We start from the raw sequence: 13,837 nt of genomic DNA, 5'->3' as shown, positions 1-13,837 counted from the left end.
TTATAATTTGGGGAAGCCCATTTTATATGGCTGAAATATTTTGACTAAATTAGTGGTGTAAAACATCCATAAGTTTTGTCTCTGTATGTACCGATTTGAAAACGGTTCAGAATTCGGTTAACTGACCTGAATTTATCGTGTAAAATATTTAAAATCAGCTATTTAATCTTAAAGGATTGCGTTTGCCGTGAAGAACATTAGGTTTAGGGGGAAATCGTGAAGATTTGACATGACTACCAATTCCACTTAAATATTTTTATGGACTCTTTCTTACCTAATTCATAAGTTTAGTGAATACCGGGTGCCTTTGAGTTCTCCTGTTTTAATAAGTATGGATTTGTCTGCCAAATCCTTTAGGTCACGGGTGGCTGTTGATGCAGAAGTACGGGCAATACTAATATAGTTATCCGCGCTGAGTCCACCATTAAAACCTGTATATCCAGCTTTGAACATACGTTGTACCACTTTAAGTTGACGGTCATTCATTAATGGTGAGAAACGGTCAAAAAATCTTGCTTTTTGAATCAAAAAATCAATAGTTCTTACCGTATGTTGTTGAGCGGCAATTATGGTTTCTCCAAAGTACACAAGCCATTCGGTGAGATCTAATTTGAAATTATGGGCTTCCAAAGCAGAATAGTAACCCTTTTTATTGGACTCAATAGTTTGTGACAATGAAATAAGTGCTGATCTCCCCAAATCCATGGACACTGATTTTTCAGAAAGTCCTCTGGCTATACGTCCATTGCCATCTTCAAAGGGATGAATAGCTAAAAAATAATAATGTGCTATCCCGGACTTGGCCAATGGAAGCATCTTGGAATTATTTTCACTATGAATTTCATTGAACCAAGAAACAAAAGTTTCCATTTCCTTTGTCATTTGTGCTGAGGGAGGAGCTTCATAATGGACGGTTGGTTTATCCAAACGCCCTGAAACAACTTGCATAGGGTCATCATGGGAACGATATTTTCCAATACCCAATAGATCCCTTCTACCGGAGGTAAGCATTCGGTGCCATTCAAAAAGGTGCTCATGGGACAAAGGTTCTGCATATGTTCGGTAGAGGTTGACCATCATTTCAGATATACCATATTCAGCTTGTGGAAGTTTTTTTCTTTCGGTTTCAAGGCCTAGATTCTTTTTTATGGATTCCTGTATGCTCCCGCGATCAAGATATTCCCCTTCTATGGCCGAGGTAGTAAGGGCCTCATCCGACAAAACCTCAATCAAAAGCTCATTCTTGTCATCTGCATCAATATGTTTTATGGAACCAAGAGCAACACCACTTGTTTGCACAAACTGATATTCCAAGTCCTTCAAAGCTGCCTCATCATAGGTAAAATTGGGCCAACCCTTTTGCTGCCAGTTCCATTTAAATGCTGTCATGAGCTATATACTTAACTTTTATAGCTCAAAAATAACTAAAAATTGAGCTATAAATTACAATTTTATAGCCCAAAACAGGTAAAAACTCATTTTGTAGTCTTTATTGAGGAGTTAGGTAGTAAGAATATTTGTTTGTAGATAACTTGGGGAGAACGGCGAAGACAACCAAATCACATCAAAACAAATGAAGTCAACTAGTTTAGAATTGGGACAAGCTTTGTACCGAAACTGTACCAAAATCGAGACAAGCTGTGGACAAGCACTGGTACCTTATATAAAACATATATAAACTAGATAAAACAATTATTAAACAAGGAAAGTTCTAAATTTCTACTTTTTGATTTTTCCAAACTGTATCAAATTAAATTGAAGTGTCCCAAATCAGAACAACTTGTGGGCAAGCGAATAAAAAAGTTTCAAATGGACTTGGCGAACTCCAATAGGGCTGGGTCATTTTTCAATTTTTCCATGTCGTCCGAAATTTTGCTGTCCAATACCTTGGCATAGATCTGGGTCGTCTTCAAAGAGGTATGCCCCAGCATTTTGCTCACGGATTCAATCGGCACCCCATTGGAAAGGGTCACGGTCGTCGCAAATGTGTGTCTGGCCAAATGTGTGGTCAATGTCTTTTTGATTTTACATGCTGTGGCAATTTCCTTTAGATAGGAATTGGTTCGCTGATTGGTGTATACAGGTAGCAATGTCTTTTTTTCAATCACTCTGGGATGATCTTTGTACTTATCGATTATGGCCTCTGGAATGCTCAACAATGGAATACTGCTCAAAACCTTGGTCTTTTTCCTTTTGGTCTTGATCCATTTGTTTCCTTTGATGTCCTTGACCAGATCATCCTTTGTCAATTTTTCAATATCGGCAAAAGCCAGTCCGGTATAACAGCAGAATAAAAACATATCCCGTACTGTGTCCAATCTTTCAAATTCAAATTCTTGCTTTAGCATCGATTCCAGTTCCTCGTGTGTTAGAAACTCCCGCTCTTTTTGTTTCCAACTTGCAGACCAATGGAAGAAAGGGTCTCGATCAATCCATTGATTGGCATATGCGATACGAACAATTTTCTTGAAATTGACGATATATTTGGTCGCTGTATTGTGAGAGCAGTTTTTTTTGCTCTTTAAAAAGTAATCAAAGCCCGTTATAAACTCATAATCGAGCTTTTTAAGAGGGAAATCCTTTTTTTGGTACTTGTGTACTATGTAATCGGAGATATGTGATTTAGCGGCTTTATATCGTTGGAGTGTTCCTGCGGAATATTCCTTGCCAACCAAACTTTCCATTTCATCATTGTGATTTTGGAATATTTCCAAGATCATATATTGTTTTTGGCCCTTGCCCAAAAAGATGTTCTTCACGGCATCGGCATCCACGTATTCTTCATTGCGAACCAACTCGTCATAGATGGAAACACACTTGGCTTTCAAGGCATCGAAGAATCGGTTCAATACCAGTGTTTCTGGAGTTTTCCCTCGTAATCTACCGGTATTGGCATCCCACTTTAAGGGGTCGACTTGTTTGCCTGTACTGAACTCTGCACGTTTACTGTCCAATGTAATACGGGCATAAATAGGCACTAATTTATTGTTGCTTGATTTTCTTTTTTTGGGGTAAAAAATGACATTGATTGTGGTGAACATGGCAAAAGGTTTTGATTTAACACTTTGAAGGTACAAAAAGGGGTCTTAAATAAATGTTAACAAATCCTTGCAATAAATTATAAAACAGTCAATTACAGCGATGGCGGTGAGCATTTTTTTGATGATGAAATGCGCACCGAATTGCTCACCTTTTATATGGTGTTTTTTGATGTTTTTTGGTGCCAATGGAAATGAAAAAAGCCTGTAAACATTTCATTTACAGGCTTTTGCATAAATTTGGAAATATTCCAAGCGGTCTGGACGGGACTCGAACCCGCGACCCCCTGCGTGACAGGCAGGTATTCTAACCAACTGAACTACCAGACCAATGATTTTATCCCTTTCAAGACTCTGACAACAGTCAGATTCAAATCTTGTTACAATTGCTTTTTGCAAAGCGAGTGCAAATATACATTCTCCAAATTGATTCAACAAAAGAAATTTAAAAAATAAAATATAAGGCTATATAAACGTTTGCCGTTCAATCATAAAGGCGTTCAAGACTTGTGAAAAATTGGAGCCAATATCCACGCCAACGTACTTTATATCGTATTGTGCGCACTTTAATTTAAGATTTTCTTGGTACTTTTTTACCTTTTCGCTATAAGCGTTCTTAATGTTATTCGCATATAAATTGATATGGGAACCAGTTTCTACATCAACAAAACGTTTGGGCGTATTTTCAAAATCAAACTGAAGTTCATGTGTATAGTCCAATAAATGAAAAAGGACTACAGCGTGCTTATTGTATTTTAAATGGCGAAGTGCTTCAAATAATTGCGCTTCCTCGGTTTCTGTCTGGAACATATCCGAGAACAAAAGAATTAAACTACGACGGTGTATTTTTTCTGCAATTTGATGTAAATAGGTATATGTTTTTGTTGTTTGGGAAACACTCTTGTCTTTTGAAACCTCGTTCAGTTTGGAATACAACATCTGAAAATGGCGCTCACTACTTTTTTCAGAGGCATAGAAGCTATAAGTGTTGGAATAAATGCTTAGCCCAACTGCGTCACGCTGTTTCTTGAGCACTTGCATAAGTGCGGCTATGGACAAAACTCCAAAACCTATTTTATTGAGTTTTTCAATGGACAGTCGCTCTATTTCAGGATAATACATCGATGCGGAATTATCCAAAATCATATGGCATCTCAGGTTCGTCTCGTCCTCATACCTTTTAGTATAGAGCCTATCCGTTTTGGCAAAAAGTTTCCAATCTATATGTTTTGTGCTTTCACCTGGATTGTAAATCCTATGTTCTGCAAATTCGGCGGAGAATCCATGGAACGGACTTTTATGGATACCACTTATAAAACCTTCGACAATCTGGTTTGCCAAAAGTTCTAGATTTTGAAAAAGCTGGGATTTATGAAGTTCAGACCTTATATCCATTCTGGGTTCAATATAAAACAAAAAAGGTTTGGCATATGCCAAACCTTTTTTAAAACTCGTTTATAAAGCTAAAATTTATAATACAGCCTCTATTGCATCTGTGTATACTTTTTTTGGAGATACACCAACTTGACGGTTTACGATTTCACCATCTTTAAAGACAAGTACTGTAGGAATGTTACGCACACCATACTTAGCTGCAAATTGTTGGTTGGCATCTACGTCCACTTTTCCAACAACCGCCTTTCCTTCATATTCAGTACTCACTTCATCAATAATGGGACCTACCATTCTACAAGGACCGCACCAAGCCGCCCAAAAATCTACAACGACAGGTTTGTCGCTTTTAAGTACTACTTCATCAAAAGTTGCATCTGTTATTTCTAGTGCCATTTTATTTGTTTTATTGTTTGCAAATTTAGTCAAATATCAATCACTTTCCTTACGGATACCATATACGAATTAATTATTGATCTATTGGTAAAACTTATTGGACCACTTTACATAAGAATAATAAGGCAGATATTTTTTTATCAATTTCAAAAGATTTTAATGATTCATGTATTTCAATACCTTTTTTTTTCAATTTTTGAACTCGTGGGTCATTTTGTAATTGTGACGAAAATACATCTGTTAAGGCAATAAAATATTTTGATTTTATTTTAGACATATTCAAATCCTTCAAAGTCTTTAATTTTTCAATATCCTTAAAATAAGCGTGCCAAGTGGTGGCTATCTTAAATTCAAAAATGATGTATTCTTCTGTTTCTTCATCCCGAAAAAGTAAATCTATGGGGCCGCTATTATCAAAACTCTGTTCCCGAAGCCACTCTACGGGCTTTCCAAATACTTCTAACTCAAATATTTTCAATAGTTTACCCACTTCAAATACAAAATGGAGTTCAGGCATAAAAAAGATTCCCTTGTTAGAGTTTGGTCCTTTAATTGTTTTGTCTTCGAATCGAAGCCAGTTAAAAATTAAATCATAAACTAAAGACGTATCCATGTCAATTCAACTTATAATGGATCTCTTGCTCTTCAAGTGTGTTTAGTAGCTCACTTGAAATATTGACCTTTTGCTTTCTGCTGGATAGGTTTAGTTTTATCTCATCCTGCATTTCATATACCACAAAGTTTAACTGATGGTCTCCCTTATGCGAAATGAGCGTATCTTTCAAAACTTGTATTCGCTTTTCCTGAAGCGCATCGATATTGAGTTTAATGGTCAATTTCTTGGCATAGGCATCCATTACGTCCTGTAATTGTTTAAAGTCATTGAACTGTAGCCTTGGGTCACCTTTTTTGCCAGTTTCCCGATTTATCCATCCCTCGCGTACAAAAGCTTTCATGTGAACAAAAGAATTGATCATGAGAAAATGTCTGAATTTGAGGTACTCTTCCCCAAAAATTCGGAACTCATGCGTATCCGTGTAGTCTTCTAGCGTAAAAAGACCCCATCCCTTTCCATTCTTTGAAATTCGATGCTGTATATCTGTAATCACTCCGGCAACCGTTAATTCTCGGTTCACATAATGCTCCAAATTGGTAAAGGCCGATACGCTACTATTGCAAAATGCACCAATCTCTTTTTTGAAATCATCTAAAGGATGTCCGGAAATATAAATACCAACGACTTCTTTCTCTCGCCGAAGCTTTTCCATGGTTCCCCATTCTTCGCAGGGCGGTACATCGGGTTCAGGTATTTGTGCTTCACTGATGCCCCCAAACATGTCCATTTGGCTGGAGTTTTTGTTCTCTTGATATTTTGCCGCTGATTTGATTACCTTTTCCAAGAACGTAATGTTGTCGCCTTCGGTATGAAAGTATTGTGCGCGATGTGTATCTCCGAAAGAATCGAACCCCCCGGCAAGAGCTAGGTTTTCAAAAGATTTTTTATTGGCTGAACGTAATTCTACACGCTTGGCCAGATCAAAGACCGATTTGTATGGACCATCTTCTTTTCTATTTTCCACAATGGTTTCCACTGCGGAACGACCAACACCTTTTATGGCGCCCATACCAAAACGAACAGCATTGTCTTGGTTTACGGCAAACTTGTAATAAGATTCGTTTACATCTGGTCCCAATACCTCTAATCCCATACGTTTGCACTCTTCCATAAAGAAAGTAACCTGTTTTATATCGTTCATGTTGTTGGACAATACCGCCGCCATATACTCGGCAGGGTAGTGGGCTTTTAAATAAGCGGTTTGATACGCAATAAATGCGTAGCACGTGGAATGGCTTTTGTTGAAAGCATAGGAGGCAAAGGCTTCCCAGTCTTTCCATATTTTTTCAAGAACGTCCCTTGGGTGCCCGTTCTTTTCCCCGCCATCCAAAAATTGGGGCTTTAATTTTTGTAGCAATGCAAAAATCTTTTTCCCCATTGCTTTTCGTAAAACATCTGCATCACCTTTAGAGAAACCCGCTAACTTTTGGGAAAGTAGCATTACCTGTTCTTGGTATACCGTTATCCCGTAAGTTTCCTTTAGGTATTCCTCCATGTCCGGAAGATCATAGGTGATTTCCTCATCCCCGTGTTTACGGGCAATAAAACTAGGAATGTATTCCATTGGCCCAGGACGGTATAGGGCATTCATGGCAATAAGATCATCAAAAACCGTAGGCTTCAGGTTTTTCATGTGCTTTTGCATCCCAGGAGATTCATACTGGAAAATCCCTACGGTATCTCCTCGTTGGAACAGCTCGTACGTTTTTTCGTCATCTAATGGAAAGTCATCAGGAACCAATTCTGTTCCGGTTCGTGCTTTTACAATTTTTACGGTGTCCTTTATGAGCGTCAGCGTTTTTAGTCCCAAGAAATCCATTTTCAAGAGGCCTGCGCTCTCCACAACTGAGTTGTCAAACTGAGTTACATATAAATCTGAGTCTTTGGCTGTAGCTACGGGTACAAAATTGGTAATATCATCAGGTGTAATGATTACGCCACAGGCATGGATTCCCGTATTGCGCAGAGATCCCTCTAGCACACGAGCCATTTTTACGGTTTGCCCTTCCAAATCGTCCCCTTCAGAAATATTCAGAAGTTCATTTACTTTTTCCAAATCGTCTGAACGGAACTTTTTCTTTAGGTCGGATTCCGCTACCCCAAAGATTTTGTTCAGTTTGGACATATTCGGGATGAGCTTTGCAATCCGGTCGGCATCATTTAACGGTAAATCCAAAACCCGTGCGGTATCACGAATTGAAGATTTTGCTGCCATGGTACCGTAAGTGATAATCTGCGCAACTTGGTTGGCTCCATATTTATTGATGACATAATCCATTACCCTGCCACGGCCCTCATCATCAAAATCAATATCGATATCGGGCATGGAAACCCTATCGGGATTTAGGAAACGCTCAAAAAGCAGGTCGTACTTTAAGGGGTCGATATTGGTGATGCCCAAACAATAAGCGACAACAGAGCCTGCGGCAGAACCACGACCCGGGCCTACGGATACATCCATTTTTCGGGCTTCGCGTATAAAATCCTCAACAATTAAAAAATATCCCGGGTATCCAGAATTTTCAATGGTCTTTAGTTCAAAATCAATCCGTTCCGTAATCTCATCGGTAATCTCGTTGTATCTTTTTTTGGCACCTTCGTAAGTAATGTGCTTTAAATAGGAGTTTTCCCCTCGTTTTCCACCATCTGTTTCATCCTCTTTTACCTTGAATTCTTCTGGAATATCAAATTTTGGAAGCAAAACGTCCCTAGCCAAGTCGAAAGGTTCCACTTTATCAACAATTTCCTGTACGTTCAAGATGGCCTCGGGAGCGTCTTTGAACAATGTCTTCATCTCATCCGAAGACTTAAAATAGTATTCCTGATTTGGCAATCCGTAGCGATATCCTCGCCCACGTCCTATAGGGGTAGCCTGTTTTTCACCATCCTTAACACATAACAGAATGTCATGGGCATCGGCGTCTTTTTTATCACAATAATAGGTATTGTTCGTAGCGACCAATTTAACCTGATGTTTTTTGGCGAGTGGAATCAAAACTTGGTTTACACGGTCTTCATCTTCTTGACCGTGGCGCATCAGCTCTATATACAAATCATCGCCAAACTGCTCTTTCCACCATAACAACGCTTCTTCAGCCTGATTTTCCCCAACATTCAATATTTTATTGGGTACTTCCCCATAAAGGTTTCCGGTGAGCGCAATTACATCTTCCTTGTATTGTTCAATTACTTTTTTGTCGATTCTTGGTACGTAATAGAATCCATCTGTGTAAGCGATGGAAGACATTTTCGCCAAATTTAAATACCCATTTTTATTTTTGGCGAGTAACACGATTTGGTAACCGTAATCTTTTACATTCTTGTTGGTATGGTCCTCACAGACAAAAAATTCGCAGCCAACAATCGGTTTGATTTCTTTTTCGGTCGGAGACTCACCGTTAGCAATGGATTCTTCATTTTTTTCCTTTGCAGTTCTGTTGTATGCTTTTACTTCTTTCACAAAGTGAAAAGCGCCCATCATGTTTGCATGGTCCGTCAATGCTACGGCAGGCATTCCGTTTTCTGCGGTGGCTTTTACCAAATCTTTAATATTGATCGTAGATTGAAGCACGGAAAACTGGGAATGGTTGTGAAGGTGAGAAAAAGGCGCATCAGCTAAGTTCTCTACATTTTCATTGATTTCGGCTTCGGAAATCTCATTTGTATCTTTTTCCCAAAGCGCATCTGCAATTTTTTTAGATGCTTTTTTGAGATTGATATGTTTTAGGCCAATAAGTTCAAATAACTGTGGATTGGCTTCTGAAAAATGTTCAAAATAATCGGGCTGTACATCCAGTTCATTAGTAGAATAATGCTTCTTTCGGACCAACTCCAAAAAACATCTTGTCGTGGCTTCCACATCGGCGGTTGCATTATGTGCTTCCGCAAAAGGTTCTCCAAAAAGATGTTCGTGTAGTTCTGTTAACGTGGGCAATTTAAATTTACCGCCACGTCCCCCTGGAATTTTGCAAAGTTCGGCGGTTGCTTCCGTACAGGTGTCCAAAACAGGAAGCTCTTGTAATGGGTTCTCCACATTTTCACGATGGAATTCCGCTCCCATGATGTTTACATCGAACCCTATATTTTGTCCAACAACAAATTTTGCTTTTGAAAGTGCCTCATTAAAACGTTCGAGCACTTCATTTAATGGAACACCCTCTTGTTCGGCCAGTGCGGTTGAAATTCCGTGAATCTGTTCCGCCTCATAAGGGATATTGAATCCTTCAGGTTGAACCAAATAATCTTGATGCTCGATACACTTGCCCATATCGTCGTGCAATTGCCAGGCAATCTGGATACATCTCGGCCAATTGTCGGTGTCAGTGATAAGGGCGTCCCAACGTTTGGGAAGACCCGTGGTTTCGGTATCGAAGATTAGGTACATAGGAATAAGATTCTAAAAGGTTCAGACGTTCAATAGCTGAATAAAAAGCAATGAATAAAATTATAGAAATACTGGATTTTCCAAAAATAGAGTTGTGAGGAGTTATTAACTAAAAAGAGCTGGACACAAGTCCAGCTCTTTCATTTTAGTATGTTAATGTCGATTATGATATGGCGTTTTCGTATAAATCCGCTGTTTTCAATGTTTCCCTTATCATAGTACGCTGTCTCATCAACATATTTTCTGTGGATGGTGGTAATACAAAATCTTTGTCGTTCAAGATATCATTATAGGTTTCAATGGCTTCATTCTCACCACGTCTTACCTCTTCCAATATGGCTTCATCGTCATTTGATGAGAATAGGGACTTAAAGTTGATCCAAGTTCTGTGTAGGGTTCCTTCCGTGCTTCCATCTTTATCAGGATCCTGCCCAAAAGCCTTTATCTCCTTTTTCAATTCATGTCCAAAATCGTATCGTTGTTTGGCTCTATTTTCGAAGAATTCCTTGATTGCTTCATTATTGGCTTTTTCAGCAACTTGCTTAAAACCTTTTTCAGCATCATAGGTTCTTTCTAATAATTCATTTAACTTTTTTGAAATTTCTACTGTGTACTTCATTAATCTCTTATCATTTTTAATTTATATGTGTTATTGACTTTCAACAACTACACTACACAATTTACAGGAATATGTCGTAAATCCAAGAATTTACAGCGGTTTAGCATCGTTTTAACGATATTTTGGATGAATGTTAAAGGATTTAACTTTATTCAAAGGGATGGTTGCAACAATATAAAATAAACGTATATTTGCACCCGCTTAACTAGAAAGCGATTAAAAAGAATTAATAACCAGGGTCGGGCACCCTACAAATTAATGTGATATGCCAGTAAAAATTAGACTTCAGAGACACGGTAAAAAAGGTAAGCCATTCTATTGGGTGGTTGCTGCAGATTCAAGATCAAAAAGAGATGGTAAATATTTGGAAAAGTTGGGAACTTACAATCCCAATACCAATCCAGCTACAATCAATTTAGATGTTGATGGGTCTGTAAAATGGTTAAGCAATGGTGCGCAACCTACTGATACTGCTAGAGCGATTCTATCGTACAAAGGTGTGCTTTTAAAACACCATTTATTGGGTGGTGTACGTAAAGGAGCGTTAACCGAAGAACAAGCCGAAGAAAAATTCAAGGCATGGGTCGAAGAAAAAGAAAAAGCTATTGCCAATAAAGTTGGTGGCTTGGATAAAGCAAAAGCAGACGCTAAGGCCAAAGCATTGGAAGCTGAAAAAGAATTCAGTGATAAACGTGCTGCCGCTGCATTGCCAGAAGTAGAAGAAGAGGTTGCTGAAGAAACTGCTCCTGCTGAAGAAGCGGTAGAAGCAACTGAAACCGTTGCCGAAGAAACTCCAGCTGTTGAAGAGCCAGTTAAAGAAGAAGCTACTGAGCCAGAAGCTAAAGCTGAGGAGTCTGCTCCTGCTGAAGCTAGCAAAGAAGAAGAGTAAATACTCGTACGATGCGCAAGGAAGATTGTTTCTACCTAGGCAAAGTCGTTTCAAAATATAGTTTTAAGGGTGAGTTATTGGTGAAATTAGATACCGATGAACCCGATATTTACGAAAACATGGAATCAGTATTTGTTTCAATAGGAAACAATCTGATTCCATTTTTTATTGACCGTTGTCGATTGCATAAATCGGCATTGCTCCGTATCGATTTTGAAGAAGTCAAAGATGAGCCAACTGCTGATAAAATGATAGGAGCCGAACTATATCTACCGTTGGATATGCTCCCTCCTTTAACAGGAGATAAATTTTATTTCCATGAAGTTATTGGGTTTACATTAATAGATGAGATACATGGTGATATTGGAATTATAAAAGCGGTAAACGACAGTGCATCCCAAGAGCTTTTTGAAGCGGAGAAAGGTGGAAAAGAGTTACTGATCCCTATCAACGATGATATCATTACTAAAGTAGATCGCCATAATAAGGAGATTCATGTGAAAACACCGGAAGGGCTTGTAGATTTATACCTAAATTAAGGTATGTCAAAGCCATTTCAATTCAAACAATTTACCGTTCATCAAGACCGCTGTGCCATGAAAATTGGTACCGATGGAGTTTTATTGGGTGCATGGACATGGCTGGGGCATCATCCAAGCAGTATATTGGATATAGGTGCAGGAACAGGGGTAATCTCATTACAATTGGCACAACGGTCCAATGCAGAAACAATCGATGCTATTGAGTTGGACGAAAATGCCTATGAACAATGTGTGGAAAACTTCGAAGCCTCGTCATGGGCGGATAGATTGTTTTGCTATCATGCAGGCTTGGATGAGTTTGTTGATGAGATTGAAGATCAGTTCGATTTGATCGTTTCCAATCCACCGTTTTACTCAGAGAATGTTGCAAGTGGAAATACTTCACGAGATAATGCGCGCCAAAACGGTTCTTTACCTTTTAACGAATTGTTGAGTGCAGCGGCAAAGCTCCTTTCCAAAAAGGGAATCTTATCTGTAATTATACCTTTTAAGGAAGAAAGCGATTTTATTTTTATGGCAGAAAGTTTCGGTCTCTTTCCAAATAGAATTATGTGGGTGAAAGGAAACCCCAAAGCAGAGGTAAAACGAAGTTTACTCGAATTTAGCTTCTCTGAAGTAGAACCAAAAATCGATGAACTTGTTATCGAATTAGAGCGACATCAATATTCTCAAGAATATATTGATTTGACCAAAGCATTCTATTTAAAAATGTAACAGAAGCTTCTGGTATTGTTATATTTCATTAGTACATTTGATAAAACTTTGCTGAATGAAACCTGATTTATTTGAAGCCCCGGATTACTATAATCTTGATGATTTACTTTCTGAAGAACATAAGTTGGTGCGTGATGCCGCCCGCCAATGGGTAAAGCGTGACATTTCACCAATTATTGAGGAATACGCCCAGAAGGCGGAATTTCCAAATCAGATTTTGAGTGGTTTGGCGGAGATTGGAGCATTTGGGCCTTACATTCCAGAAGAGTATGGAGGAGCAGGCTTAGATCAAATCAGCTACGGTTTGATTATGCAGGAAATTGAAAGAGGTGATAGTGGAGTGCGTTCAACGGCTTCGGTACAATCCTCTTTGGTGATGTACCCAATTTTTGCATATGGTACCGAAGAACAGCGAAAGAAATATTTACCAAAATTGGCGACGGGAGAATGGATGGGCTGCTTTGGATTAACAGAACCCAATCATGGTTCCAATCCTAGTGGTATGGAAACCAAGTACAAAGATATGGGGGACCATTTTTTATTAAATGGCGCCAAACTTTGGATTTCCAATTCACCTTTTGCTGATGTTGCAGTGGTTTGGGCAAAAAATGAGGAGGGAAGAATACACGGGCTTATCGTAGAACGTGGAATGGAAGGTTTTTCCACTCCCGAAACCCATAACAAATGGTCGTTACGTGCCTCGGCAACCGGAGAACTTATTTTTGATAATGTTAAAGTGCCCAAAGAAAACTTATTGCCCAATAAAACTGGATTGGGCGCCCCTTTAGGTTGTTTGGATTCTGCTCGTTACGGCATTGCTTGGGGAGCCATTGGCGCAGCAATGGACTGTTATGATACTGCACTACGTTATGCCAAAGAACGTGTTCAATTTGGAAAACCAATAGCTGCTACGCAACTACAGCAGAAAAAACTGGCGGAGATGATTACCGAAATCACCAAAGCACAATTATTGGCATTCCGATTGGGGCAACTTAAAAACGAAGGTAGAGCAACAACCGCACAGATTTCTATGGCTAAACGGAACAATGTGGATATGGCAATCAATATCGCCCGTGAAGCCAGACAGGTTTTGGGTGGTATGGGAATTACTGGTGAATATAGCATCATGCGCCATATGATGAACCTGGAAAGTGTCATTACTTATGAAGGTACACACGATATTCACTTGTTGATTACTGGAGCCGACATTACCGGGCTTCCTGCTTTTAAATAAGATGCCTTTATTA

Annotated in this window: 11 protein-coding genes and 1 tRNA gene; 4 read left to right on the top strand and 8 right to left on the bottom strand. The window is 38.9% G+C overall.

The genetic code is table 11. The features are described from left to right. Positions 1 to 279: 279 nt before the first annotated feature. The 8 genes from KIM67_RS01150 to KIM67_RS01115 form a co-directional block, all read right to left on the bottom strand. Positions 280 to 1,389, bottom strand: coding sequence for a Fic family protein (locus KIM67_RS01150; protein ID WP_213829540.1), 1,110 nt, complete (start codon positions 1,387 to 1,389; stop codon positions 280 to 282). A gap of 416 nt (positions 1,390 to 1,805) precedes the next feature. Further along, positions 1,806 to 3,041 carry a site-specific integrase gene (locus KIM67_RS01145; protein ID WP_213829539.1) on the bottom strand — a complete coding sequence of 412 codons (1,236 nt, stop codon included), beginning with the start codon at positions 3,039 to 3,041 and terminating at the stop codon, positions 1,806 to 1,808. A gap of 253 nt (positions 3,042 to 3,294) precedes the next feature. Then, positions 3,295 to 3,368: transfer RNA gene (locus tag KIM67_RS01140), tRNA-Asp, on the bottom strand. Positions 3,369 to 3,503: 135 nt separating this feature from the next. Beyond that, on the bottom strand, positions 3,504 to 4,433 hold the full coding sequence (locus tag KIM67_RS01135) for a DUF58 domain-containing protein (protein WP_213829538.1): 930 nt from the start codon (positions 4,431 to 4,433) through the stop codon (positions 3,504 to 3,506). 75 nt (positions 4,434 to 4,508) lie between these two features. After that, positions 4,509 to 4,826 carry a thioredoxin gene (gene trxA / locus KIM67_RS01130; protein ID WP_213829537.1) on the bottom strand — a complete coding sequence of 106 codons (318 nt, stop codon included), beginning with the start codon at positions 4,824 to 4,826 and terminating at the stop codon, positions 4,509 to 4,511. 94 nt (positions 4,827 to 4,920) lie between these two features. Beyond that, positions 4,921 to 5,439 (bottom strand): hypothetical protein, encoded by a 519-nt coding sequence (locus tag KIM67_RS01125; RefSeq protein WP_213829536.1) that lies wholly within the window; start codon positions 5,437 to 5,439, stop codon positions 4,921 to 4,923. Between the two features lies 1 nt (position 5,440). Then, positions 5,441 to 9,826 carry a DNA polymerase III subunit alpha gene (dnaE, locus tag KIM67_RS01120; RefSeq protein ID WP_213829535.1) on the bottom strand — a complete coding sequence of 1,462 codons (4,386 nt, stop codon included), beginning with the start codon at positions 9,824 to 9,826 and terminating at the stop codon, positions 5,441 to 5,443. A 163-nt stretch (positions 9,827 to 9,989) separates the two neighbouring features. Beyond that, positions 9,990 to 10,445 (bottom strand): PA2169 family four-helix-bundle protein, encoded by a 456-nt coding sequence (locus KIM67_RS01115; RefSeq protein ID WP_213829534.1) that lies wholly within the window; start codon positions 10,443 to 10,445, stop codon positions 9,990 to 9,992. A gap of 265 nt (positions 10,446 to 10,710) precedes the next feature. On the opposite strand from KIM67_RS01115, the gene KIM67_RS01110 reads away from it, so the two are divergent. Genes KIM67_RS01110 through KIM67_RS01095 form a run of 4 tightly spaced genes read left to right on the top strand, consistent with a single transcriptional unit; the run spans position 10,711 to position 13,824 of the window. Further along, positions 10,711 to 11,334, top strand: a complete 624-nt coding sequence (locus KIM67_RS01110) for a 30S ribosomal protein S16 (RefSeq protein ID WP_213829533.1) — start codon at positions 10,711 to 10,713, stop codon at positions 11,332 to 11,334. Between the two features lie 11 nt (positions 11,335 to 11,345). Then, positions 11,346 to 11,873: a ribosome maturation factor RimM gene (gene rimM / locus KIM67_RS01105; RefSeq protein WP_213829532.1), complete on the top strand. Its 528-nt coding sequence runs from the start codon at positions 11,346 to 11,348 to the stop codon at positions 11,871 to 11,873. A 3-nt stretch (positions 11,874 to 11,876) separates the two neighbouring features. Continuing rightward, complete coding sequence (locus KIM67_RS01100) at positions 11,877 to 12,590, top strand: tRNA1(Val) (adenine(37)-N6)-methyltransferase (RefSeq protein ID WP_213829531.1); 714 nt, start codon at positions 11,877 to 11,879, stop codon at positions 12,588 to 12,590. 55 nt (positions 12,591 to 12,645) lie between these two features. Next, a complete protein-coding gene (locus KIM67_RS01095) occupies positions 12,646 to 13,824 on the top strand; it encodes an acyl-CoA dehydrogenase family protein (RefSeq protein ID WP_213829530.1) in 1,179 nt (392 codons plus the stop codon). The last annotated feature ends 13 nt before the right edge of the window (positions 13,825 to 13,837 follow it).

Source organism: Flagellimonas sp. 389 (assembly GCF_018449435.1).
Taxonomy (GTDB): domain Bacteria; phylum Bacteroidota; class Bacteroidia; order Flavobacteriales; family Flavobacteriaceae; genus Flagellimonas.
This window is presented reverse-complemented; position numbering and strand designations above follow the sequence as displayed.

Coding starts and splice junctions, on each gene's coding strand:
- KIM67_RS01135 (WP_213829538.1), bottom strand. CDS start 4,433: ATGGATATAAGGTCTGAACTTCATAAATCCCAGCTTTTTCAAAATCTA.
- KIM67_RS01145 (WP_213829539.1), bottom strand. CDS start 3,041: ATGTTCACCACAATCAATGTCATTTTTTACCCCAAAAAAAGAAAATCA.
- trxA (WP_213829537.1), bottom strand. CDS start 4,826: ATGGCACTAGAAATAACAGATGCAACTTTTGATGAAGTAGTACTTAAA.
- KIM67_RS01110 (WP_213829533.1), top strand. CDS start 10,711: ATGCCAGTAAAAATTAGACTTCAGAGACACGGTAAAAAAGGTAAGCCA.
- KIM67_RS01125 (WP_213829536.1), bottom strand. CDS start 5,439: ATGGATACGTCTTTAGTTTATGATTTAATTTTTAACTGGCTTCGATTC.
- dnaE (WP_213829535.1), bottom strand. CDS start 9,826: ATGTACCTAATCTTCGATACCGAAACCACGGGTCTTCCCAAACGTTGG.
- KIM67_RS01150 (WP_213829540.1), bottom strand. CDS start 1,389: ATGACAGCATTTAAATGGAACTGGCAGCAAAAGGGTTGGCCCAATTTT.
- KIM67_RS01100 (WP_213829531.1), top strand. CDS start 11,877: ATGTCAAAGCCATTTCAATTCAAACAATTTACCGTTCATCAAGACCGC.
- rimM (WP_213829532.1), top strand. CDS start 11,346: ATGCGCAAGGAAGATTGTTTCTACCTAGGCAAAGTCGTTTCAAAATAT.
- KIM67_RS01115 (WP_213829534.1), bottom strand. CDS start 10,445: ATGAAGTACACAGTAGAAATTTCAAAAAAGTTAAATGAATTATTAGAA.
- KIM67_RS01095 (WP_213829530.1), top strand. CDS start 12,646: ATGAAACCTGATTTATTTGAAGCCCCGGATTACTATAATCTTGATGAT.